We start from the raw sequence: 20584 nt of genomic DNA on the forward strand, positions 1-20584 counted from the left end.
TCAGTGTGTGACCGCGTCGGCCGCCTGGAAGGCCGCATCGAACAGGCGCTGCACCGGTGGGCCCATTTCCCCTGCCAGCAGGGCCAGCAGGAACAGGCCCAGCAGCAGTGAGACCGGCAGGCCCAGCTGGATCGGGTTCAGTGCCGGGGCAGCGCGGGCCAGCACGCCAAACGCCAGGTTGACCGCCAGCATCGCCACCGTCAGCGGTATGGCCAGGGTCAGTGCGCCGCGCAGTACGGTCAGCAGGAAGGTCGGGGCGATGCTGAAGAAGGCGTGCGGGTCGGGCAGCGGCGCGCCGATCGGCAGCGCCCGGTAGCTGTCCACCACCAGCGAGATCAGCGCCAGGTGGCCATTGGCGGTGAAGAACAGCAGGCCGAACATCAGGTAGAACCACTGCCCGATCACGCCCGAGGTACCGCCGCGCAGGGGGTCGCTCATCTGTGCGAAGGCCAGGCCGGTACCCTGGGCGATCAGTTCGCCGGCCAGCGCACCGGCTTCGAACACCAGGCGCAGCAGGAAGCCGATGGACACGCCGATGGCCAGTTCACGGGCGATGGTGAGCACGGTGGCGGCATCAAAGCCCGTCCATTCCGGTACCGGCGGCAGCAGCGGCGCCAGCGCGATGGCCAGGGTGCCGGCCAGGATCACGCGGATCCGCGCCGGCACTGCACGTGTACCGACCATGGGCATGGCCATCGCCACCGCGCCGATGCGCAGCATGGTCCACAACACGGTGCCGATCATGCCGAAGGCCTGCAGGCCGTCGGCAGCCATCTGGGTGGCGGCGTCCATCGAGGCGCGTGTCCTAGCCGATCAGGTGCGGGATGCGCTGGAACAGCAGCGTGGTGAATTCAACCAGATGGCCGATCAGCAGGCTGCCCAGCGCGAACAGCACCGCGGTCAGCGCTGCCGCCTTGGCCACGAAGGCGATGGTGGGTTCGTTGAGCTGGGTCGCGGCCTGCACCACGCCCACCACGACGCCTACCACCAGCACGGTGAGCAGCAGGGGGCCGGCTACCCACAACACGGTGATCAGGCCGCCACGCAGTTCGGTCAAGGCAAGTTCGGGAGACATGGTTTTTCCATCGGTAGCGCCGGGACGTGCCCGGCGACGCTCATGTAGCGTCGAGCCATGCTCGACGGCCGTTACGGGGTTGGATCAAGCCGGATTGAAACTGGCCGCCAGCGTTCCCACCGTCAGCACCCAGCCATCGACCAGCACGAACAGCAGGATCTTGAACGGGGCCGACACCAGCATCGGCGACAGCATCATCATGCCCATCGACATCAGCACGCTGGCCACCACCAGATCGATGATCACGAACGGGATGAAGATCAGGAAGCCGATCTCGAAGGCGGTCTTCAGCTCGCTGGTGACGAAGGAGGCGACCAGCACCGGGAACGGGATCGCGTCGGGGCTGGCGTAGGTGCCGTGCCCGGCGATGCCAGCGAAGGTCATCAGGTCGGTCTCGCGGATCTGCGCCAGCATGAAGGCGCGCAGCGGCGTGGTGGTCAGCGTCCAGGCGGTCTGGAAGTCGATGTCGCCGTTGAGATACGGCGCCATGCCGGTGCTCCAGGCCTTGTCCCAGGTCGGCAGCATGATCATCGCGGTGAGGAACAGGGCCAGGCCCAGCAGCACCTGGTTGGACGGCGTCTGGCCGGTGCCCAGCGCCTGGCGCAGAAGGCCCAGCACGATGATGATACGGGTGAACGAGGTCAGCACCAGCAGCATCGACGGGATCAGGGTGATCGCCGTCATCAGCAGCAGGGTCTGCAGCGGCAGGCTGACCGGCGCACCGCCGATCTTGCCGACGTTGATATCCGGCAGCGGCGTGGTCGGTGCGCCGGGCGCAGCGAACGCCAGTGCCGGCAACAGGCACAGGGCAAGCAACAGCAGCCACGGTATCAGGGTGGCAAGACGGGTACGGGTGACACGCATGTCAGGGGTCCTTGCGCAGCCGCTGCTGCAGCAGCTGGGCGAAATTCGGCAGGTTCTTGAAGTCCGGCACGCGTACCGGCGCCGGTGGCGGCAACGGTTCGGGCAGGGTATGCAGGGTATTGATGCCACCGGCGGTGACGCCCAGCAGCAGTTGCTGGCCGTTGACCTCGACCACCACCACGCGTTCCTTGGCGCCGACACTGAGGCTGGCCACCAGCTTCATGCCTTCGGCAGGGCGGAAGCCGCTGCCGGGCATGCGCTTGAGCAACCAGCCCAGGCCGATCACCAGGGCCAGCACTGCCAGCAGCGCCAGCACCGCACCAGACAGGCTGGGTGCGGCGGCTGCATGCTGGCCGACCTGCGGGCCAACCGGGGCGGCGGCCTTGCCGACCGCCAGCAGGGTGGAGGCCAGCAGGCTCAACGCAGTCTCCGGATCCGCTCGCTCGGGCTGACCACATCGGTCAGGCGCACGCCGAAGCGGTCATTGATCACCACCACTTCGCCGTGGGCGATCAGCGTGCCGTTGACGAACACATCCAGCGACTCGCCGGCACCCCGTTCCAGTTCCACCACCGAACCCTGGTTGAGCTGCAGCAGGTTGCGGATCGGCAGGCGCGCGCGACCGACTTCCAGCGACAGTGTCACCGGCACATCGAGGATCACGTCCAGGTTCAGGTCCGGGCCGTTCGCCTCATCGGCCTGCAGGCTGCTGAACTGGGCCGGGGTGGGTTCGAGGGCGTCGATATCGTTCATTGCGGGTCTTCCTGGATGACGGGTACGCGCGGGCGGGTGCCCGGCGGATGGGTAGCGGTGATCTTCACGGCGTTCATGCCGTTGGCGATGCCGAACTCGCCGGTAAACACCGGGATGTTCTCCACGCACAACGGCACCTGCGGGCTGAGCTCGATCGGCAGGATGTCGCCCACCTTCAGCTGGGTCAGGTCACGCAGCGTCATGCGCTTGCTGGCCAGCACGCTGGACAGCGTCACCTCGGCGATGTTGAGCTGCTCGCGCAGGGTCTGGCCCCAGCTCTCGTCGCGGTCGTTGCGATCACTCTGGATACCGGCGTCGAGCAGTTCGCGGATCGGCTCCAGCATCGAGTACGGCAGGGTCACGTGGATGTCGCCGCCACCGCCATCGAGCTCGACGTGCAGGCGGCACACCACCACGTACTCGCGCGGCGTCACGATGTTGGCGAAGTGCGGGTTGATCTCCGAGTTGATGTACTCGAAGTCGACATCCATCACCGGTGCCCAGGCCTCGCGCAGGTCGGCGAAGGTCTGCTTCAGCAGCAGGTGGATGACCCGCATTTCGGTGGCGGTGAACTCGCGGCCTTCGATGCGGGTCGGGTAGCGCCCGTCGCCACCGAAGAAGTTGTCGACGATGGCGAACACCAGGGTCGGCTCGAACACGATCAGGCCGGTGCCACGCAGCGGCTTGAAGCGGATCAGGTTCAGGTTGGTCGGCACATACAGCGAGTGCATGTAGTCGTTGAACTTGATCAGCTCGATGCCGCGCACCGACAGCTCGGCCGAGCGGCGGATCAGGTTGAACAGGCCGATCCGCCACAGGCGGGCGAAGCGCTCATGGACCATTTCCAGGGTCGGCATGCGACCGCGGATGATGCGGTCCTGACTGGCGAAGTCGTACGAACGTGCTTCGCCGGACGGCGGTTCCGGATCGGTCTCGACCGCGCCACTGTCCACGCCGTGGAGCAGGGCATCGATCTCGTCCTGGGACAGCAGGTCATTCATCGGGGGGCCCTTACTGGGTCACGAAGCTGGTGAACAGCAGATCGTCGGCGCCGTTGCTGCCGGTCTCGGCCTTGAGCACCTTCTGCACTTCGGCCAGCGAGGCGGCCTGCAGCTTCTGCTTGCCGGCGACGTCGGCGATCTGGTCGGGGCTGACCTGCGAGAACAGCATCAGCAGGCGCGCGCGGATGGCCGGCGCGTGGGTCTTGATCGCTTCCAGCTCGGCCGGGTCACGCGTCATCAGCTGCACTTCCAGCTGCAGGTAGCGCGGGCCGTCGATGGGGCCGTTGAGGTTGACCACGAAGGCCGGGTCCAGCGCGAAGTACTGCGCCGGTGCCGGGGTGGCGGACTTCTTCGGGGCCTGCGCGGTCTTCTCTTCCGGCTTGGACTGGGTGAAGAACCAGACGCCGCCACCGGCGGCTGCGGCGGCCAGCACGGCCACCAGGGCGGTGATCAGGATCGGACTGCGCGGCTTGGCGGCCTTGTCCTTCTCGGCGGTCTTCTTGGTTTTGTCAGCGGCTGCGGCCACGGGGTGAAGCTCCTGAGGGTTGCTTCACCGGGATATGCAAGGGCCGTGCCGAAGGCGGAGGAGAGGGGTGCGACGGAATTCCGTCGGGGTGCCGGTGGGGCCGTGCGGAGCAAGCTCCGCACCCACCAACGCGATACTGGCAGGTGCCAACCACTCCGCTCTGGTGGGTGCTGACCGCACTGCTCCGGTGGGTGCCAACCTTGGTTGGCACACCTGTCAGGCGTACGCGTCCAGCAAACCGCGCTGGCGGATCAACTGCGCGGACGACACGTTGCCATCGCCCGGCGACGGTTCTCCGTCACCGGCCATGCCGCCGGCGCCGGATCGCCCCGACGCATTGCCGTCACCGCCGGGGGCCTGGTGGCCGACATCGGCATGAGCCAGCTGGAAGCCCTGTTCGCCCAGCAGTTCACGCAGGCGTGGCAGGCTGTTTTCCAGTGCTTGGCGCACGTCCACATGCGGGCTGCTGAAGCTGGCGTGCACCTTGTCGCCGTTCAACTGCAGGCGCACATCCACCGGGCCCATGTCGTCCGGGCTCAGGCGGATGTGGGCGTGGCCGATCTTCTGGTCGGCCAGCCAGCCCACGCGGGCACCGATGGCCTGATCGAAGCCATCGTCGCCAAGCACCGGCCTGGGCGTTGGTTCGCCATTGAAGACGGCGTTGCCAGCAGCGAGCGCGGCCTTGAGATCCTGCAGGGCTGCCGGGGCAGGGGCGTGCAGCAGTGGGGCGGCGCTACGGTCGCCGATCGCGGTCAGGTCGCTGCTGTCGCGGTCGCCACGCTTGCCGCCGGGCAGGATCATCTCCGGCAGTGGAAGGGTCGTGACATCGTCGGTGCCGGCGGCCGACGGTGTGCTGTCAGTCGTCGATGCGGTGGCAGCGCCCGGCCCCGGGGGCGTGGCAGGCAGTACCGGACCGGCAGTGACGGGCAGCGTCGCTCCGGTACTGGTGGTGGCCGGCGGAGTGGCGGCCGGGTCGGCAGGTGCCGGCATGGCCAGGACCAGCCCAGCCAGGCCCAGCGGCGGCCACGGCGCGTCTTCGCTGGCAACAGGCGTGTCCTTGTCCGTAGCCGGATCACCCGCACCCGGGGCTTGCGGCGGCAAGGGCGACGTGTCTTTACCCGAGGCTGCCGCATCCGTGCTGCGTTCTTCGGGCGCCTGGCCCTTGCCGTCGGCGGTCGTCTGCGGCTTCGGTGCCGAGGTGGGCGGTGACGGTGATGTGGCGGCGCTGGCAGGCGAGGGCGAGTCCGGCGCGCCGCCCTGCAGCAGCTGGCTGAAATCCTTGCTGCCCTCGCTGCGTGGCGCGCGCGCTGCAGCGCCGCCGGTCGTCTGTGTCTGCGCGTTGGCGCTGCTGGCGAGCGGGGCGGGCATCACGAGCGGCCTCCCTGCTCCGCACCATCCTGATCCTCGGCCTGCGCCAGGCGCGCACGGCGCGCCCCAATATCGTCCATCTCGCGCTGGTCGCGGCGGTCGGTCACCACTTTCTCCTGCGCACGGTAGCTGGCGGCCAGCTGTTCCAGTACGGCCTTGTCACGGCTGGCCAGGATCAGGCGGGCGCGCTCGGCTTCCACCTTTTCGCGGTTGCCGTTGACCGTGGCCTGCTGCTGCTCGACGGCACTGTCCAGGCGGTCCAGGAACGCGCGCCGGTTGAGCAGCTGCGCCGGGCTGGTGGCTGCCATCTGCGCGTTTGCGTACTCCTCCGCATAACGGCGCAGTTCGTCCAGTCGCGATAGATGGGTGTCGAGCACGCGCTGGCGTTCGGCCAGGTCGCGGGCGACCGCGTCCTCGTGTTCCTGGGCCCGCTTGAGCAGGGGATCGATGCGCTTGGACTGGTTCATGGCTTAGCTCTCTTGTTCCACCAGGCGCTGCAGCGCCGCCTGGCTGTGCGGGAGATCTGCGGCCTTGGCAACGTCCTGGCCGAGGAACTCCATGATTTCCGGCCAGCGCTCCAGGGCTTCGTCGGTGGCCGCATCGTTGCCGCGCTGGTAGGCACCGATGGCGATCAGGTCGCGGTTGGCCGAATAGGCCGAAACCAGCCGCTTCAGCTTGCGGATGCGCAGCCGCCACGGTTCGTCGGCGATTTCCGTGACCACGCGGCTGACCGACGATTCGACGTCGATGGCCGGGTACAGACCGCTGTCGGCCACGCGCCGCGAGAGCAGGATGTGACCGTCGAGGATCGCGCGCGCTGCATCGGCGATCGGATCCTGCGGATCGTCGCCCTCGGTCAGCACGGTGTAGAACGCCGTGATCGAACCACGCCCCTTGGCGCCATTGCCGGCGCGTTCGACCAGTGCCGGCAGTTTGGCGAACACCGACGGCGGGTAACCGCGGGTGGTCGGCGGTTCACCGACCGACAGGCCGATCTCGCGCTGCGCCTGGGCGAAGCGCGTCAGCGAGTCCATCAGCAGCAGCACGTTCAGGCCCTGGTCGCGGAACCATTCGGCGATGGCGGTGGCGCGGTAGGCACCGTGCAGGCGTGCCAGCGGTGGCCGGTCGGCCGGGCTGGCCACCACCACGGCGCGGCGCAGGCCTTCCTCGCCCAGCGTGGTTTCGACGAAATCACGGACTTCGCGGCCACGTTCACCGATCAGGCCGACCACGATCACGTCGGCGGCAGTGTAGCGGGTCATCATGCCCAGCAGCGTCGACTTGCCGACGCCGGAACCGGCGAACAGGCCGACACGCTGGCCGCGGCCGATCGGCAGCAGCGCGTTGATCGCGCGCACGCCCACGTCCAGCGGCTGGGTGATCGGTTCACGTGCCAGCGGATTGATCGAAACGCCGGCCATGCCGACATGGCCTTCGGCGCGGATCGGGCCCTTGCCGTCCAGCGGCACGCCGTCGCTGTCGATGACGCGGCCGAGCAGGCCTTCGCCCACTTCCACGCCACCGCGGCGCGCCGACGGCACCACGCGGGCGTTGGGCAGCAGGCCGTGCAGTTCAGCGCTGGGCATCAGGTAAGTGCGCTCACCGGCAAAGCCGACCACTTCGGCATCGACCCAGCCACCGTCGACCACTTCCACCTTGCAGCTGGCACCCAGCGGTGCCTCGCAACCGACCGCTTCGAGCGTCAGCCCGACCGCGCGGCGCAGCACGCCCTCACGGATCAGGCCACGACCATGCGCGGTATCCACGCGCAGGCCGTCGAGGCGGCGGGCCAGGCGCAGGTTGCGGGCAACGGCCCAGTCGGCCGGCGGTGGCGTGGGCTGCGATCCGGGCGTCATGCGCCTGCTCCGGTCTGGCGGATCACCGCATCCAGCGCACCGCGCAGGCGGGCTTCCAGCGTGCCGTCGATGCGTACCGCTTCGGCATGCACGCGCAGGTCGCCGCGGCTCAGGCTGGTATCGGGCACCAGGCGCTGCTGCGGCGACAGGTTCAGCAGGGGGGCGAGGGCGGCGATGTCGTCGGGGTGCAGGCGCACCTCGACTTCGCGGGTGCTGCCACCCACCGCGTCGATGGCCTCACCGACCAGCTGTGCCAGCAGTGCCGGGTCGGCCTCGTAGGCACGTCCGACCAGTGCACCGGCGATGCGCACGGCCAGCTCGCCGAGCGCACCGACCACTTCATTCTCCAGCCGCACGAGCGGCCGGCTGAAGTTGTCCAGGATGCCTTCGATCTGCGCGGCGAGGCGCCGCACCTCGGCCTGGCCCTGGCTGTAGCCGTCGGCATGGCCGTGCTGGAAGCCTTCCTTCTCGGCGCTGTCCTGGATCGCCTGGATCTCCTCCAGGGTCGGCAGCTGCAGTGGTGGCTCGGGTTCGTGTTCCGGGTCCGGCCCGGTGAGCTCGAAGACATCTTCCTGCGCCAGCGCCGGTTCGGGCTGGGCCAGCAGGTCCGGGGCAAGCCAGCGCACGACGTTGCTCACAGCATGGCCTCCGCGCTCCCACCGATGGTGACGGTGCCTTCATCGGCCATGCGCTTGACGATGGCCAGGATCTCGCGCTGCGCGCCTTCCACGTCGGACAGGCGCACCGGGCCACGGGCCTCCATGTCCTCCAGCAGGATTTCGGCCGCACGCTGCGACATGTTGCGGGTGATCTTGTCGCGCACCTTGATGTCGGCACCGCGCAGGGCCAGGCCCAGGCGCTCGCCGCTCACTTCGCGCAGCACCAGCTGCATTTCGCGGTCGTCCAGGTCGACCAGATCGTCGAACACGAACATCAGGTCCTGGATGCGGTTGCTCAACGGCGCATCGATGCGGGCGATCTCGCCCAGGATCGCCTGGTCCTGGCCGCTGTCCATGAAGTTCAGGATGTTGGCCGCGCACTGCACGCCGCCGATGTTGGACGACTTCAGGTTCTGGTTACCGGCGAACTGGCGCTCCATGATCTCGTTGAGTTCATTGAGTGCGTTGGGCGGAATGCCGTCGAGGGTGGCGATGCGCAGCAGCACGTCCACGCGGGTGCGGTCGGGCAGCAGCTTCAGCGCGTCGGCGGCCTGGTCGGTTTCCAGGTGCGCCATCACGATGGCGATGATCTGCGGGTGCTCGTTGCGCACCAGGTCGGCCACCGCGCGCGGGTCCATCCACTTCAGCGCATCCAGGCCGGTGGTGTTGCGACCGAGCAGGATGCGGTCGATCAGGTTGCCGGCCTTCTCGCTGCCCAGCGCCTGCACCAGCATGTTGCGGATGTAGTCATCCGAGCCCACGCCCAGCGAGGTCTTCGAGCCCAGCTCCTGGCCGAACTGGTCCATCACCCGTTCCACCTGCTCGCGGGTGATGTCGGTCATGGTGGCCATGGCGATGCCGATCTTCTGCACTTCCTTGGGTTCCATGTGGCGCAGCACTTCGGCAGCGTCCAGCTCACCGAGGGACAGCAGCAGTACGGCCGCGCGCTGCACGCCGGTCAATTGCGGCTCAGTCATTGGCCACCCAGCCCTTGACCACCTGGGCCACGCGCTTGGAGTCGGTCTTCACGGCTTCACGCGCCATCCGCAGTCGTTCCTCATATGAATCTACCGGCAGGGCCAGTGCATCCGGCCCACCCAGGCTGGCCCGGTCGGCGCCCAGCGCCGGCAGGGGCATGCCATCGTCATCGACCAGTTGTACGTCCGCGGTATGCGGTTCCAGTGCCTGTTCGTCGTTCTTCCTGCTCGGCCCGGTAATCGCGCGCAGTGCCGGGCGCAGCACGCCGAACAGCAATGCCAGCACCACCACCGCGCCCAGCAGCATGCGGCCGGCGTCATGCACCCACGGCAGCTCCCACCAGGCCGGGCCTTCCTCGGGTGTGATCTCGCGCACGAACGGGGCGTTCATCACCGACACGGTGTCGCCACGCTCGGCGTTGAAGCCGACCGCCTGCTTCACCAGGGCCTCGACGCGGGTCAGTTCGGCGGCCGACAGCGGCTGCGGGCTCATCTTGCCGTTGGCGCCGGCGCGCGGCACGTTGTCCACCAGCACTGCCACCGACACGCGCTTGATGCGGCCCGCGGGCTGGCGGGTGTGCTGCAGGGTGCGGTCCAGCTCGTAGTTGCGGGTCGCGTTCTTGCTGCTTTCGGTCGGGGTCTGCGCGGTGGCCGGCGCGGCCTGCTGGCCCGGCGGACTGTTGCTGGTGGCACCCGGTACACCCTGCGGGCCCGGCGTGCTGGTGGTGTTCTCGCTCATCTGCTCGCTGCGCAGCTTCTGCGGTTCACCGTTGTAGAGCTCGCGGGCTTCCTCGGTCACCGAGAAATCCATGTCCACGCTCACTTCCGGATTGACGCGGCCAGGGCCGGTCATCGGTTCCAGCAGCTCGCGGATGCGTTGGTTGAACGAGGTTTCCTGGCGGCGTACCTGCTCGAACTGGGCAGCGTTGACGGCCGCCTCGCTGTTCGGGTCGGTGATGCTGAGCATGCGACCGCTCTGGTCGACCACGGTCACGCGCTCTGGCGCGAGATCCGGGATGCTGGCGGCGACCATGTGCACGATGGCGTCCACCTGGCTGCGTTCCAGCTGCTGGCCGCCACGCAGTTCCAGGGTCACCGAAGCGCTGGCGACATCCCGCTGGCGGGTGAAGGCGCTCGGCTTGGGAATGGCCAGGTGCACGCGCGAATCACGCACCGGGCGCAGCGTGTTGATGGTGCGCGACAGCTCGGTTTCCAGCGCGTGCTGGTAGCGCGCGCTTTCGACGAACTGGCTGACGCCGAAGCCCGGGTCGCGTTCCATGAGCTCGAAGCCAAGCTTGCCGCTGTCGGTCAGGCCGGAGCCGGCCAGCTTCAGGCGGGCGTCGTGCAGGTTCTTTTCCGGCACGGTGATGCCACCGGTGGCGGGATCGAGCGCGAACGGAATCTGCGCGGCGCGCAGCAGATCGGTCGCTTCAGCGGTCGCCTTCTGGTCCAGGCCGGTATACAGCGGGACCATGCCCGGCTTCTGTGACCAGAAGAACACGGACAGGCCTGCCGCCACCGCCACCGCGATCATCGCCATCAGGCCCAGCCGACGGGTGATCTGCAGACTCTGCAGGCGGTCGAACCATTGCCCGGCCTTCTCGGCGTTCAGGCTGTCCTTGGAGAGCGTCAGTGCCATGCGTCAATGTTCCTTACAGCGGCATGTTCATCACGTCCTGGTAAGCCTGGACGAGACGGTTGCGGACTTCCACGGTGGCGCGGAAGGCGATCTGGGACTGCTGCGAGGCGACCATCACCTTGGCCAGGTCGGCGCTGGGGTCGCCCATTTCGAACGCCTTGGCCAGGGCGCCGGATTTCTGTTGCGCGTCGTTGACGCCGGCAATCGCACCACGCAGGGTTTCGGTGAAGCTGGCCGGCTGGGCCTGCGGTGCATCCAGCACCGTGCCCGGCAGGGCGTTGCTGCGCGGCGTTTCGCCCAGCGGGTTGAGCGCCGGCTGTCCCATCTGGGTCTGATAGGAGCGGATCTGCGAAAGGATCGAAGTGACGGAGTGGGACATCTGCAACGGTTCCAGAAACAGGGATGGGGTTGTCTGCTTGAGCCAGTGCAAGTGCCGTGCCGAAACCGGTTTTCGATTCAGTGAAGTGAGGGTGGGGGTGTGCTGGCAGGGCTGCGCCCTGCACCTGCCGACGCCACGTCAACGTCAAAAACGGGCTTCCCGTGGGTTGGCGGGGTGGGTCCGGTTGCGGGGGACGGCGCAAGTACATCCATGTAGCCTCGGTCGCGCCATCCGTGGCGCTCACGCCCCCGCAACCGGACCCACCCCGCCTTCGACAGACCTCCGCGATCTGTCAGAGCTCGGGGTCGGATCCCGTTGCGAGGCAACGGGCTCTGACCCCAATGGAGGCGTCATTTAACCGGCGTCGGTTTTCCGCCCTGAGGCTGCAGGGTCCAGTGGCCGGAATTCTGGCGCTGGCGCGGCGCGATGGTGCCGTCGTGCTGGGTGTAGATGAAGCGGCCCTGGCGGTCGCTCAGGCAGGTCAGCAGCAGGGTGTAGCGTGCGGGGCCGGCCGGGCATGGTGGAACCTCCTTGGGGGTGTCCTCGCCATGCTCCGCACTGCGGCGGTGTTGTCTCTAGGATAACGTGAAAAAGCAATGGGCTCAGATCCCGTTCCGCAGCAAGGGGATGTGAGCCCAGGCGCCCAAAACACCAACGCCCGGGCAAGCCCAGGCGTTGGTGTCCCCTTCATGCTGGAAACGCGTGTCAGCTTGCCAGTTCGGCCTGCTCGCGTTCAATGCCGTACTTGCGCAGCTTTTCCACCAGGGTGGTGCGGCGCAGGCCGAGTAGCTGGGCGGCGTGGGCGACCACGCCCTGGGTGCGTTCCAGTGCTTCGTTGATCAGGCCCAGTTCGATGCTGGCCATGTGGTTGCGCAGGTCCATGCCCTCGTCGGGCAGTGCGGCCGGTGCCGCCGGGCGATTGACGGCGATGCCGTGCTCCAGCGCCGGCTGGTTGCCGCTGCCGGGTGTGTGGAACGAGAAGCTGCGCAGGTCCAGTCGCTCTTCGCTGGCGGCGGGCGGTGCCGGCGCCGGTGTAGCGACGGCGGCCAGTGCCGCATCGCCACGGTAGCGGGCCGGCAGATCCTGCACGCGGACCGAACCGCCCGGGTGCAGCACGGCCAAGCGCTCGACCAGGTTGGTCAGTTCGCGCACGTTGCCCGGCCATTCGTAGCCGGCCAGGGCCTGCAGCGCCTCGGCAGAGAAGCGCACTTCGCCGCGGCCGGTGCGGGCCAGCTGGGTGGCGATGGTTTCCACCAGTGCCGGCAGGTCTTCGCGACGCTCGCGCAGGGCGGGCACGTCGATCGGGAACACGTTGAGGCGATAGAACAGATCCTCGCGGAACTTGCCTTCGGCGATGCGCGTTTCCAGGTCGCGGTGGGTCGCGGCAATCACCCGCACGTTGCAGCGGATGGTCTGGTTGCCGCCCACGCGTTCGAAGCTGCGTTCCTGCAGCACGCGCAGCAGCTTGACCTGCATCGGCAGGCTCATGTCGCCGATTTCATCCAGCAGCAGCGTGCCGCCCTCGGCCATTTCGAAACGGCCCTTGCGGGCGGTCAGTGCGCCGGTGAAGGCACCCTTTTCGTGGCCGAACAGTTCGCTTTCCAGCAGGTCAGCCGGAATGGCGCCGCAGTTGATCGCCACGAACGGGCCATCGCGGCGCGGCGAGCGCTGGTGGATCGCGCGCGACACCACTTCCTTGCCGGTACCGGATTCGCCCAGCACCAGCACGGTGGTATCGAACGCGGCAACCTGTTCGATCATGGTGCGCAGTGCGGTCACCGCAGCGCCGTTGCCGGTCGGGCCCTGGTCCTGAGCAGCACCGGCCTGGTGTTCGGCATCCAGGCGCTTGAGGCTGGCGCGACGCAGCAGGGCTTCCATCTGCGCGTGGCGCAGCGGGGTTTCCAGCGGCCAGATATTGGCTTCGTGCAGGCCATGCTGGTGCGCAAATGCCGAAGCATCGCCATCGGCCAGCAGCACCGGCGGCGGCAGGCTGCTGCCACCGAGCCAGTTGTACAGTGCGGTGCTGGCGGCAGTGTCGTCCAGGCTGCCGACGATCACCGCCATCCAGTCGTTCTGGCGCTGGCGACCGAGGTCGAAGTCGGCCGCGTCGGAGACCCAGCGCGGGTTGAAGTCCATGAATTCCAGCAGGGCAACGGTGCGCTCGGCGCGCACGGCGTCGTTGTCCAGCACCAGGATGCGCGATTCACTCACGACTGTTCCTCCCTGAGGCCTTCCAGGATCGGCATGACTTCCTGGATGTAGGACAGCTTGCTGACAAAGTTGTCGGCGCCGGCGCGCAGCGCGTGTTCGCGGTGCTCGGCGTCGTCGAAGTGGCTGGCGATCACGATGTACGGTGCGTCGTCCTGCGACTTGATCAGGCGGGTGGCCTGCAGGCCGCCCATTTCCGGCATGGCCAGATCCATCAGCACCACCTGCGGGCGCAGCGTCTCCGAGCGTTCGATCGCCTCCAGGCCATTGCCGGCGCTGCCGACGATCTGCAGCCAGTCGATCTTGCGGAAATGGCGCATCGCCGCATTGATGAAGCCCTCGTGGTCATCGACCAGCAGGACCGTAAGCTTGTTCATGTCCAACATCCTTTTCAGCCCACCCGGGCCAGCTGCGGTTGCCTGGCGCCGAGCCGGCGCCGTTCTCGGGCCGGGGCGATGTCCAGTTGTTCCCGGTATTTTGCGACGGTTCGGCGAGCAATGTTCACCCCCTGGCGCGACAGCAGCCCGGCAATGGCCTCGTCGGCCAGCGGGCGGCCGGCCGGTTCGGCGTCGATGAGGCGGCGGACCATGGCCTTGACCGCCTGGCCGGAGACACTGGCGCCCTCCAGGCGGACCGCGAAGAAGTGCTTCAGCTCGAAGGTGCCGCGCGGGGTCTGCAGGAACTTGCCGGTGGTGATGCGCGAGACGGTGGACTCGTGCATGCCGATTTCCTCGGCCACTTCCTTCAGGGTCAACGGGGCCATGGCTTCTTCGCCGCGAACCAGGAACGCGGCCTGGCGCTCGACGATCACCCGCGCAGTGCGCAGCAGGGTATCGTAGCGCATCGACAGGCCGCGGCTGAACCAGCGCGCTTCCTGCAGCATTTCGCGCAGTGCCGGGGCCGCTTCGCTGGTGTCAGCCAGGGCCTGTTCGTACTGGCTGTTGATCGACACGCGGCGGCTGGTAGCCGGGTTCAGGGCCACCTTCCACTGGCCATCGGCATGCCAGGCCACCACGTCCGGCACCACCACCGCATTGCGTTCCGGCAGCAGGCTGTCGCCCGGGCGGGGTTGCAGCGACAGGATCAGGCGCACGGCTTCGCGCACGTCGTCGATCTCGGCGTCGTGCTGGCGGGCGAGGGCGGGGTAATCATGTGCGGCCAGCGCTTCGAGCGCGCCATCCAGGATGCGCGCGGCCAGGTGGCGGGCGGGCACCACGCCGTGCAGGCTGCGCAGCTGCGCCTGCAGGCCTTCGCGCAGGTCCTGCGCGGCCATGCCGGCCGGTTCGCCGTGCAGCAGCTGCTGACGGATGGCCTCGACGCCCTCGGCAGCGATGTCGAACTGGGCGCTGGCCAGCAGCTGCAGCTGCGCCAGCGGCGCCTGCAGATAGCCGGCCTCGTCGCAGTGGTCGAGCCAGAAGGCAGCCACCGCAAGCTCGCGGTCGTCCATGTCCAGCGACAACCGCTGCAGCACGCGCAGCTGCGGGTCGGTCGACTCACCGGCGGCAATGCGCGCCATGCGGTCGTCATCGCCGTCCTGCCAGCTGGCGCCGGCCACGTCCCACATCGAGGGCTCCGGCAGTTCGTCGAACGCGGCGGTGTCCAGCGTGGTGGCACTGATCTCGGTGGCATCGGCGGCGGGCGCTTCGGCCTCTTCGATCTCCAGCAGCGGGTTGGCGTCCAGCAGGCGCTGGATTTCCTGTTCCAGGTGCAGGCCATCGAGCTGCAGCAGCCGGATCGACTGCAGCAGCTGCGGGGTAAGGTGAAGTTGTTGGCCCAGCTGGGTCGAGAGTGCAGCCTTCATCGTGGTTCCCCGGCACCGCTCCCCGGCGCCTTATGGAACGCATCTTGCTTTTGATCCGGCGAGTGCGGAATCGGGGGGTTCCTGAGGGCTTTCGTGGATGTCCCGACAGGGTGTAGGGGTTTTCCCTACATAAGTGCGGGATATTGACGATGGGTGAAGCTAAGGCATTGATTCGCGGTGCTCGCTCCGTCGATCCCGCCGTGTGCTGTGTACGGATTTCTGTCGGGAAGTGTCGGGGTGACGGGAATTCGTCGCCGATGCAGGGTGTCGCGCGTTGGTAGAGTCGACTGTTAGTCGACTTGCGCGCGGAGCGCGGGACTTTTCCTGGGCCTGATGGGAGAGCAGTCGACTGACAATCGACTCTACCCTGCCATCGTTGCGTGCCGCGGGGGGGGGGGGCGCCTACTCCAGCTCATGCTGGTGGCGCGCAGCCAGCAGCAGCAGATCGTTGGCGCGGCGGCAGCCGAGCGACTCCATCATGCGTGCGCGGTGGGTTTCCACCGTCTTGACGCTGATGCCGAGGTCGGCGGCGATTTCCTTGTTGCTCTCACCCTTGCCGATGCGGCGCAGGATCTCGCGTTGTCGTGGCGACAGCGCGGCGATGCCGGTGGGTTTCTCGCGGCCGAGCATCGGTGCCAGCATCTTGGCGGAGATCTGCGGGCTCAGGAACACCTGGCCGGCATGCGCTGCGCGCAGCGCCAGTTCCAGCTCCTGCGGCGCCGCATCCTTGACCAAAAACCCGACCGCGCCGCGATCGAGCGCATCGCGCACGTGTGCGGCGTCGTCGTGCATGGTCATCATCACCACCCGGGTGCCGGGCGCGCGCAGGCGGATGTCGCTGAGGGCCTCCAGGCCGGTACGGCCCGGCAGTGACAGGTCCATCAGCACCACGTCGGGTGCGTGCTGCAGGGCCAGCTGCAGTGCCTGTTCGGCATTGCTGGCTTCGGCCACCAGCTGCACGTCGGCAAACCCCTGCAGAAGCCGCGCCAGGCCGGCGCGGACGAGGGTGTGATCGTCGACGATGAGAACTCGCACAGGCACGCAACAGATCCGTGTAGGGGAGTCCACCTTAACTTAGCTGAACGGGCGCGCCAAGGCTTGCCCGCCAAGCGTGATGGTGGCAGGTTTCAGCGCGCTCGGCGCGCTTCGGCCACCTGTCGACGGTGCAGGCGGAACAGGTGGCGCTCCATCGCCATTTCCAGGCCATCGCCAAGGCGCTGGAAGCGCAGCCAGAGATAGTGGCCGCCGCCGCCATCCGCTGCTTCGGCGATCACTTCCACTGGCAGATCGATGTGGTCGGGCAGCCAGTCGCTGGGCTGCAGGCGCACCAGGCCGGCCTGTCCGGGGCTGGCACCGCTGCGCGGGCCCAGCTGCAGGCGGATGCCGCGACGCGACCAGCGCACCGGGCGCAGGGTCAGTTCCTGGCCCTGCTGCCGGACCAGCCGGCCGAGCAGCACCATCGCCAGATCCAGCTTGGCTTCCAGACGCTGCAGCTGAAGGCTGGCTTCATTGCGGTCGTCATGCTCGTCAACGCGGCTGTCCTCCACCAGGGCCAGGCTGCGCAGCAGGCCTTCGGCACTGCTGGTACGGCCGGCGCCGCTGCCTGCCTGGAACTCGGCCGGCAAGGCCAGCTCGCAGCTGAGCGTTTCGTCGAACAGCTCGCTTTCGGCGGGGTGGTGCAGCGACGTGGTCGGCAGCTGGGTCATGCCAGTGATTCTGCCTGCAGGTAGGCATGGGCGGCGCGAAGAGAGCGCTGGCCATCGTTCATCAGCGCGGCCACTGCATCGCGGCGCTGGCGCAGCAGGCCGAGCAGATTCTGCTGGCGTTCGAACAGTGCGCTGAGCGGCGCGTGGTCGGCCGTGGTCAGCGGCTGGCTGAGCAGGGCGTGCAGGGTGCTGTCGTGGCCATCGAGCAGGCTGTCAGCCTGATCCAAGGCGTCTTCGCCCAAGGCCTTCTCGAAGGCGTCGAGCTGGGCGTGCAGTTCATGCAGGCTCATGGTGCCACCGCGGCCGGGCGGCGTTGTTCGTGCGGAATCGCGTTCCAGGCGCTGTCGATCTCACCCAGCAGCTGCAGGGACTCATCGAGGGCGGCGCGGTCGTTGTGCAGGTTGGCCTCGGTCAGGCGCTGCAGCACGTAGTCGTAGAGTGCCGACAGATTGCCGGCGATCTCGCCGCCGGCCTCGTGGTCCAGCGAGCCGTTGAGGTGGCCGACGATCGCGCAGACTTCGCCGATCGCCTTACCCTTGCCGGCCTGGTCGCCACGCTCGAGGCTGGCCTGGGCGCGCCGCACGCGCTCCAGCGCGCCCGCCAGCAGCATCGCCACCAGCTTGTGCGGATCGGCATCGGCGACCGCACTGGTCACTCCCACCTGGCGGTACTGCTCGGCATATTGACGGCTGGAACCGTACATTCGTGATTCTCCTTGCGCGGGGTGCCGCCGCCAGGTCGCGGGGACCGTGGCCGGCGGTGCGGCGTTGATTGCTGTTGCGTCCGTTATCGGTGCATTGCACGCCAAACTTGAGCGTTATACGCAGACCCTCAGCGGTTCAGCTGCGCCAGCTGCTGCTGCAGCGAGGTGTTGCTCTGCTGCAGCTTGCCCATCAGGCTGTCCAGCGCCAGGAACTGCTTCTTGTAGCGTTCCTCGACGTTCTTCATGCGCGTGTCGAGGTCCTTGCGGCGCTTGTCGATGTTGTCCAGCGTGGTGTTCAGGCCCTTGGTGCGGGCGACAAAGGCGCCTTCCTTGCCGACGGTGGTGCTGACGTAGCCGTCAACCATGGTGTACAGCGTGCCTGCACCGCCGGTATCACCGGTGATGGCCGCGCGGATCTTCTCCGGCTGGCTGGCCAGTGCAGCGGCGAACTTGGTGGTATCCAGCACCAGGCTGCCGTCGGCATTGGGATAGCCGCGCGTCTGCAGGCCCAGCACCTTCGGATCCAGGCCATCGGCGGAAAGCTCCTTCAGCACGCCGGACATCATCGAGCGCAGCTGGCTGGAAGCACCACGCATCTGCGCGTCGCCGGTCAGTGTGGCCGCTTCCTTGGTCTTGGCGTCGTACTTGGTTTCGGTGTTGATCGCCGCGATCGCCGCGTTGTACGCGGTCACGAACTCCTGCATCACCTTGGTCGCGGCGGCGGTGTCGGTACTGATCACCACGGTGCTCTTGCCTGGAACCTTCAGGTTCAGGGTCAGGCCCGGCACGGCGTCGGCCACGGTGTTGCTGGCGCTGACCACCTTGACGCCATCGATGGTCAGTTCCGCATCGGCGGCAGCGGTGTTCTGCTTGAGGCTGCCGACCAGTGCGCCCAGCTTCGGGTCGCTGCCGCCGTATTCCAGCTTGATCGCGTTGGCCGCACCGGTCTTCTCCTGGGCGATCGACAGGTACTGGTTGTCGCCGGAGGTGATCAGCGTGGCCTGTATGCCTTCCTTGCGACCGGCGGCATCGATCTTGTTGCGGATGGTGGTCAGCGTATCGCCGTCCTCCACCTCCACATTCATGGTCTTGGCCTTGTCACCGACGCCAACGGTCAGTGTCAAGGTTCCGGCACCGAAGGTGTCGGTCTTCGGGAATGAGGTGTCGGCAATCAGCTTGTGCGCGGTGGCCAGGGAGGTGACCTCCACCTGGTGCGTGCCGTTGGAGGCGGCTGCCTTGGTCGTGCCGAGGTCGTACAGCGCCACCGAGGCTGTCAGAACGTCGTCGGCATTGGTGGGGCCGGCCTTGCCGGTGGCTGTCACGGTGCGCGTATCGAACGCGGTGGTGGCCTTCAATGCGGTCAGGGCGGTCTTGAGCTTGTCGAAGGCCGCGGTGACGGTGCCGATCGACGACAGCTGCATCTTGGCCTTGGACTGCTGCAGGTTCAGCGCATTGTCGGCCGGCTTGCGGTCTGCCGCGACCAGCTGGTTGACGATGCTGGAGATATCCAGCCCCGAGCCGATGCCACCGTATCCAAAGTCTGCCACGTCGTTTCTCCTGGTATACGGGCCGGCTCGCCGTGCGGTGGCCCGTCGTCAACGAAAATAGCGGCCTGCGCCGCTGGGTCTTGAGGACTTCGTTGATGCATGCGCCGTGCCAATGGTCCGGCGCGGGTTCTGGCACGCGGGTTGCAGGAGGGTTGGGGCAGGGTGCGGGTAGGTTCACCGCGGGCTGCTGGGAGTCTGCAAAAGACCCTCCCCCAATGCAGGGGAGGGATCAGGCTACTGACAATCGGGGGGAGACGAAGCCGCCCGGTACGTACAGTCAAAGGTACAGCGCTGAAAGAGAGGTCCGCAGGAGCGGGCGATGCCAAGCCGGTTCGGGAGTGATCCCGGGCCGGGCATGGCCCGCGCCTTCGTGAATCGTGACTTCCGGGTTGCTGCTACCGTCGGTTTGACCCGACGGTAGCAGCGCCTTTTTGCCGTGGATCAGCGCAGCAGGCTGAGCACGCCCTGCGGCACCTGGTTGGCCTGGGCCAGCATGGCCGTACCGGCCTGCTGCAGGATCTGGGTGCGGGTCAGTTCGGCGGTTTCCTTGGCGAAATCGGTATCCTTGATGCGGCTACGCGAGGCCGACAGGTTTTCCGACGAAGTCTGCAGGTTGGCAACGACCGAGGTGAAGCGGTTCTGGATCGCACCGAGGTCGGCTCGGGTGCTGTTGATGCCCTCCAGCGCCTTGTCCACAATCTGCAGCGCCTGTTGAGATTTGCCGTAACTGGTGACGTCAAGGTCAATGGCATGCTTGGCATCGGTGGCAACCAGAGCTGCGTCGTCTGCGAGGGTTACGCCGGTAGCGGTGATCTGGTCGCCGACTTTCCCCTCCTTCCAGGAGCTGATAGTTACCTTACCCGCGGAGTCCACTTCGGCAGAGACTCCCAGGTCGGCCGACTTCTGATTAATGGCCTTTGCGATGGCGTTCCCTTGGGAAACCACGCTGGCAGCCTCACCTGCGGCCTGCGTTGATGCGCTGCCTGCGTCGAACTTCACACCGCTGAAGTTCACCGTCGCTCCATTTGCGGAGATCGAGAAGTCGGCGACGGTGCCTGCAGCAAATGCAAACACGCCGGAACCGGCGGCTGTTTCTGCAACGGTAGTGGTGGTCGCCGTGGTGGTCGCCGAGGAGAACAGGGTACCGCCCAGCGAATCAGTCTTGGCGTTGGTAATCTTATCAATTGCGATTGCTTGGCCGGCATTTGCGCCAACCTGGAACAGCTGGCTTGAGAACGAGCCGTCCAGCAGCTTGGTGCCATTGAAATCGGACTGCTTGGCCACACGATCAATCTCGCTGACCAGCTGATTCACTTCCGACTGCAATGCCTTGCGATCACTTGCCGAGTTGGTCGCGTTGGACGACTGTACAGCCAGCTCACGGATACGCTGCAGGTTGTTGCCGATCTCGGTCAGCGAACCTTCGGCGACCTGGGCCAGCGAAATGCCGTCGTTGGCATTGCGGATGGCGACGTCGGTACCGCGGATCTGGGTGCCGAAGCGCTCGGAGATCGCCAGGCCA

Annotated in this window: 23 protein-coding genes; all 23 read right to left on the bottom strand. The window is 67.3% G+C overall.

The genetic code is table 11. The features are described 5' to 3' along the window. Positions 1-792 (bottom strand): flagellar biosynthetic protein FliR, encoded by a 792-nt coding sequence (fliR, locus tag AC5P8Z_RS19415; protein ID WP_286071888.1) that lies wholly within the window; start codon positions 790-792, stop codon positions 1-3. A gap of 13 nt (positions 793-805) precedes the next feature. After that, complete coding sequence (locus AC5P8Z_RS19420) at positions 806-1075, bottom strand: flagellar biosynthetic protein FliQ (RefSeq protein WP_005413254.1); 270 nt, start codon at positions 1073-1075, stop codon at positions 806-808. A gap of 84 nt (positions 1076-1159) precedes the next feature. Continuing rightward, entirely contained in the window at positions 1160-1939 is a 780-nt protein-coding gene (gene fliP, locus AC5P8Z_RS19425) for a flagellar type III secretion system pore protein FliP (RefSeq protein ID WP_286071889.1), read from the bottom strand. Between the two features lies 1 nt (position 1940). Beyond that, on the bottom strand, positions 1941-2339 hold the full coding sequence (fliO, locus tag AC5P8Z_RS19430; protein ID WP_495229799.1) for a flagellar biosynthetic protein FliO: 399 nt from the start codon (positions 2337-2339) through the stop codon (positions 1941-1943). 17 nt (positions 2340-2356) lie between these two features. Beyond that, positions 2357-2692 (bottom strand): flagellar motor switch protein FliN, encoded by a 336-nt coding sequence (fliN, locus tag AC5P8Z_RS19435; protein ID WP_005409543.1) that lies wholly within the window; start codon positions 2690-2692, stop codon positions 2357-2359. Further along, positions 2689-3693 (bottom strand): flagellar motor switch protein FliM, encoded by a 1005-nt coding sequence (gene fliM / locus AC5P8Z_RS19440; RefSeq protein ID WP_049431106.1) that lies wholly within the window; start codon positions 3691-3693, stop codon positions 2689-2691. Before fliM ends, fliN begins: the two co-directional genes overlap by 4 nt. Positions 3694-3703: 10 nt before the next feature. Beyond that, on the bottom strand, positions 3704-4219 hold the full coding sequence (locus tag AC5P8Z_RS19445) for a flagellar basal body-associated FliL family protein (protein ID WP_495229795.1): 516 nt from the start codon (positions 4217-4219) through the stop codon (positions 3704-3706). A 216-nt stretch (positions 4220-4435) separates the two neighbouring features. Continuing rightward, entirely contained in the window at positions 4436-5587 is a 1152-nt protein-coding gene (locus AC5P8Z_RS19450; RefSeq protein ID WP_495229796.1) for a flagellar hook-length control protein FliK, read from the bottom strand. After that, positions 5587-6054, bottom strand: a complete 468-nt coding sequence (gene fliJ, locus AC5P8Z_RS19455) for a flagellar export protein FliJ (protein WP_065198660.1) — start codon at positions 6052-6054, stop codon at positions 5587-5589. Before fliJ ends, AC5P8Z_RS19450 begins: the two co-directional genes overlap by 1 nt. A 3-nt stretch (positions 6055-6057) precedes the next feature. Continuing rightward, a complete protein-coding gene (locus AC5P8Z_RS19460; RefSeq protein ID WP_197592137.1) occupies positions 6058-7443 on the bottom strand; it encodes a FliI/YscN family ATPase in 1386 nt (461 codons plus the stop codon). After that, positions 7440-8081 (bottom strand): FliH/SctL family protein, encoded by a 642-nt coding sequence (locus AC5P8Z_RS19465; RefSeq protein WP_286071891.1) that lies wholly within the window; start codon positions 8079-8081, stop codon positions 7440-7442. The genes AC5P8Z_RS19460 and AC5P8Z_RS19465 overlap by 4 nt, the downstream gene beginning before the upstream one ends. Continuing rightward, positions 8078-9064 (bottom strand): flagellar motor switch protein FliG, encoded by a 987-nt coding sequence (fliG, locus tag AC5P8Z_RS19470; protein ID WP_024958226.1) that lies wholly within the window; start codon positions 9062-9064, stop codon positions 8078-8080. Before fliG ends, AC5P8Z_RS19465 begins: the two co-directional genes overlap by 4 nt. A 7-nt stretch (positions 9065-9071) precedes the next feature. Beyond that, positions 9072-10718 (bottom strand): flagellar basal-body MS-ring/collar protein FliF, encoded by a 1647-nt coding sequence (fliF, locus tag AC5P8Z_RS19475; protein WP_286071892.1) that lies wholly within the window; start codon positions 10716-10718, stop codon positions 9072-9074. Positions 10719-10731: 13 nt separating this feature from the next. Next, positions 10732-11097 carry a flagellar hook-basal body complex protein FliE gene (gene fliE, locus AC5P8Z_RS19480; protein ID WP_005409552.1) on the bottom strand — a complete coding sequence of 122 codons (366 nt, stop codon included), beginning with the start codon at positions 11095-11097 and terminating at the stop codon, positions 10732-10734. 705 nt (positions 11098-11802) lie between these two features. Then, entirely contained in the window at positions 11803-13308 is a 1506-nt protein-coding gene (locus AC5P8Z_RS19485) for a sigma-54 dependent transcriptional regulator (protein ID WP_286071895.1), read from the bottom strand. Beyond that, complete coding sequence (locus AC5P8Z_RS19490; protein WP_005409556.1) at positions 13305-13682, bottom strand: response regulator; 378 nt, start codon at positions 13680-13682, stop codon at positions 13305-13307. The genes AC5P8Z_RS19485 and AC5P8Z_RS19490 overlap by 4 nt, the downstream gene beginning before the upstream one ends. A gap of 14 nt (positions 13683-13696) precedes the next feature. Continuing rightward, positions 13697-15106, bottom strand: a complete 1410-nt coding sequence (rpoN, locus tag AC5P8Z_RS19495) for an RNA polymerase factor sigma-54 (RefSeq protein WP_495229797.1) — start codon at positions 15104-15106, stop codon at positions 13697-13699. Between the two features lie 402 nt (positions 15107-15508). Then, positions 15509-16141, bottom strand: a complete 633-nt coding sequence (locus AC5P8Z_RS19500; RefSeq protein ID WP_010485918.1) for a response regulator — start codon at positions 16139-16141, stop codon at positions 15509-15511. 92 nt (positions 16142-16233) lie between these two features. Then, entirely contained in the window at positions 16234-16812 is a 579-nt protein-coding gene (locus AC5P8Z_RS19505; RefSeq protein ID WP_286071897.1) for a PilZ domain-containing protein, read from the bottom strand. Continuing rightward, complete coding sequence (locus AC5P8Z_RS19510) at positions 16809-17102, bottom strand: hypothetical protein (protein WP_019336598.1); 294 nt, start codon at positions 17100-17102, stop codon at positions 16809-16811. Before AC5P8Z_RS19510 ends, AC5P8Z_RS19505 begins: the two co-directional genes overlap by 4 nt. Beyond that, positions 17099-17515, bottom strand: coding sequence for a flagellar export chaperone FliS (fliS, locus tag AC5P8Z_RS19515; RefSeq protein WP_019336597.1), 417 nt, complete (start codon positions 17513-17515; stop codon positions 17099-17101). Before fliS ends, AC5P8Z_RS19510 begins: the two co-directional genes overlap by 4 nt. 128 nt (positions 17516-17643) lie before the next feature. Continuing rightward, on the bottom strand, positions 17644-19062 hold the full coding sequence (gene fliD / locus AC5P8Z_RS19520) for a flagellar filament capping protein FliD (protein WP_286071899.1): 1419 nt from the start codon (positions 19060-19062) through the stop codon (positions 17644-17646). Positions 19063-19503: 441 nt separating this feature from the next. Further along, positions 19504-20584, bottom strand: a 1081-nt coding sequence (locus AC5P8Z_RS19525) for a flagellin (protein WP_495229798.1), incomplete at its 5' end; no start/stop codon positions are given.

The organism is Stenotrophomonas sp. YJH_SMC_17 (genome assembly GCF_059371655.1).

Bases quoted from the DNA above. Each gene is read 5' to 3' on its own strand.
- fliR (WP_286071888.1), bottom strand. From the start codon at position 792: ATGGACGCCGCCACCCAGATGGCTGCCGACGGCCTGCAGGCCTTCGGC.
- AC5P8Z_RS19420 (WP_005413254.1), bottom strand. From the start codon at position 1,075: ATGTCTCCCGAACTTGCCTTGACCGAACTGCGTGGCGGCCTGATCACC.
- fliP (WP_286071889.1), bottom strand. From the start codon at position 1,939: ATGCGTGTCACCCGTACCCGTCTTGCCACCCTGATACCGTGGCTGCTG.
- fliN (WP_005409543.1), bottom strand. From the start codon at position 2,692: ATGAACGATATCGACGCCCTCGAACCCACCCCGGCCCAGTTCAGCAGC.
- fliM (WP_049431106.1), bottom strand. From the start codon at position 3,693: ATGAATGACCTGCTGTCCCAGGACGAGATCGATGCCCTGCTCCACGGC.
- AC5P8Z_RS19450 (WP_495229796.1), bottom strand. From the start codon at position 5,587: ATGCCCGCCCCGCTCGCCAGCAGCGCCAACGCGCAGACACAGACGACC.
- fliJ (WP_065198660.1), bottom strand. From the start codon at position 6,054: ATGAACCAGTCCAAGCGCATCGATCCCCTGCTCAAGCGGGCCCAGGAA.
- AC5P8Z_RS19460 (WP_197592137.1), bottom strand. From the start codon at position 7,443: ATGACGCCCGGATCGCAGCCCACGCCACCGCCGGCCGACTGGGCCGTT.
- fliF (WP_286071892.1), bottom strand. From the start codon at position 10,718: ATGGCACTGACGCTCTCCAAGGACAGCCTGAACGCCGAGAAGGCCGGG.
- fliE (WP_005409552.1), bottom strand. From the start codon at position 11,097: ATGTCCCACTCCGTCACTTCGATCCTTTCGCAGATCCGCTCCTATCAG.
- AC5P8Z_RS19490 (WP_005409556.1), bottom strand. From the start codon at position 13,682: ATGAACAAGCTTACGGTCCTGCTGGTCGATGACCACGAGGGCTTCATC.
- rpoN (WP_495229797.1), bottom strand. From the start codon at position 15,106: ATGAAGGCTGCACTCTCGACCCAGCTGGGCCAACAACTTCACCTTACC.
- AC5P8Z_RS19505 (WP_286071897.1), bottom strand. From the start codon at position 16,812: ATGACCCAGCTGCCGACCACGTCGCTGCACCACCCCGCCGAAAGCGAG.
- AC5P8Z_RS19510 (WP_019336598.1), bottom strand. From the start codon at position 17,102: ATGAGCCTGCATGAACTGCACGCCCAGCTCGACGCCTTCGAGAAGGCC.
- fliS (WP_019336597.1), bottom strand. From the start codon at position 17,515: ATGTACGGTTCCAGCCGTCAATATGCCGAGCAGTACCGCCAGGTGGGA.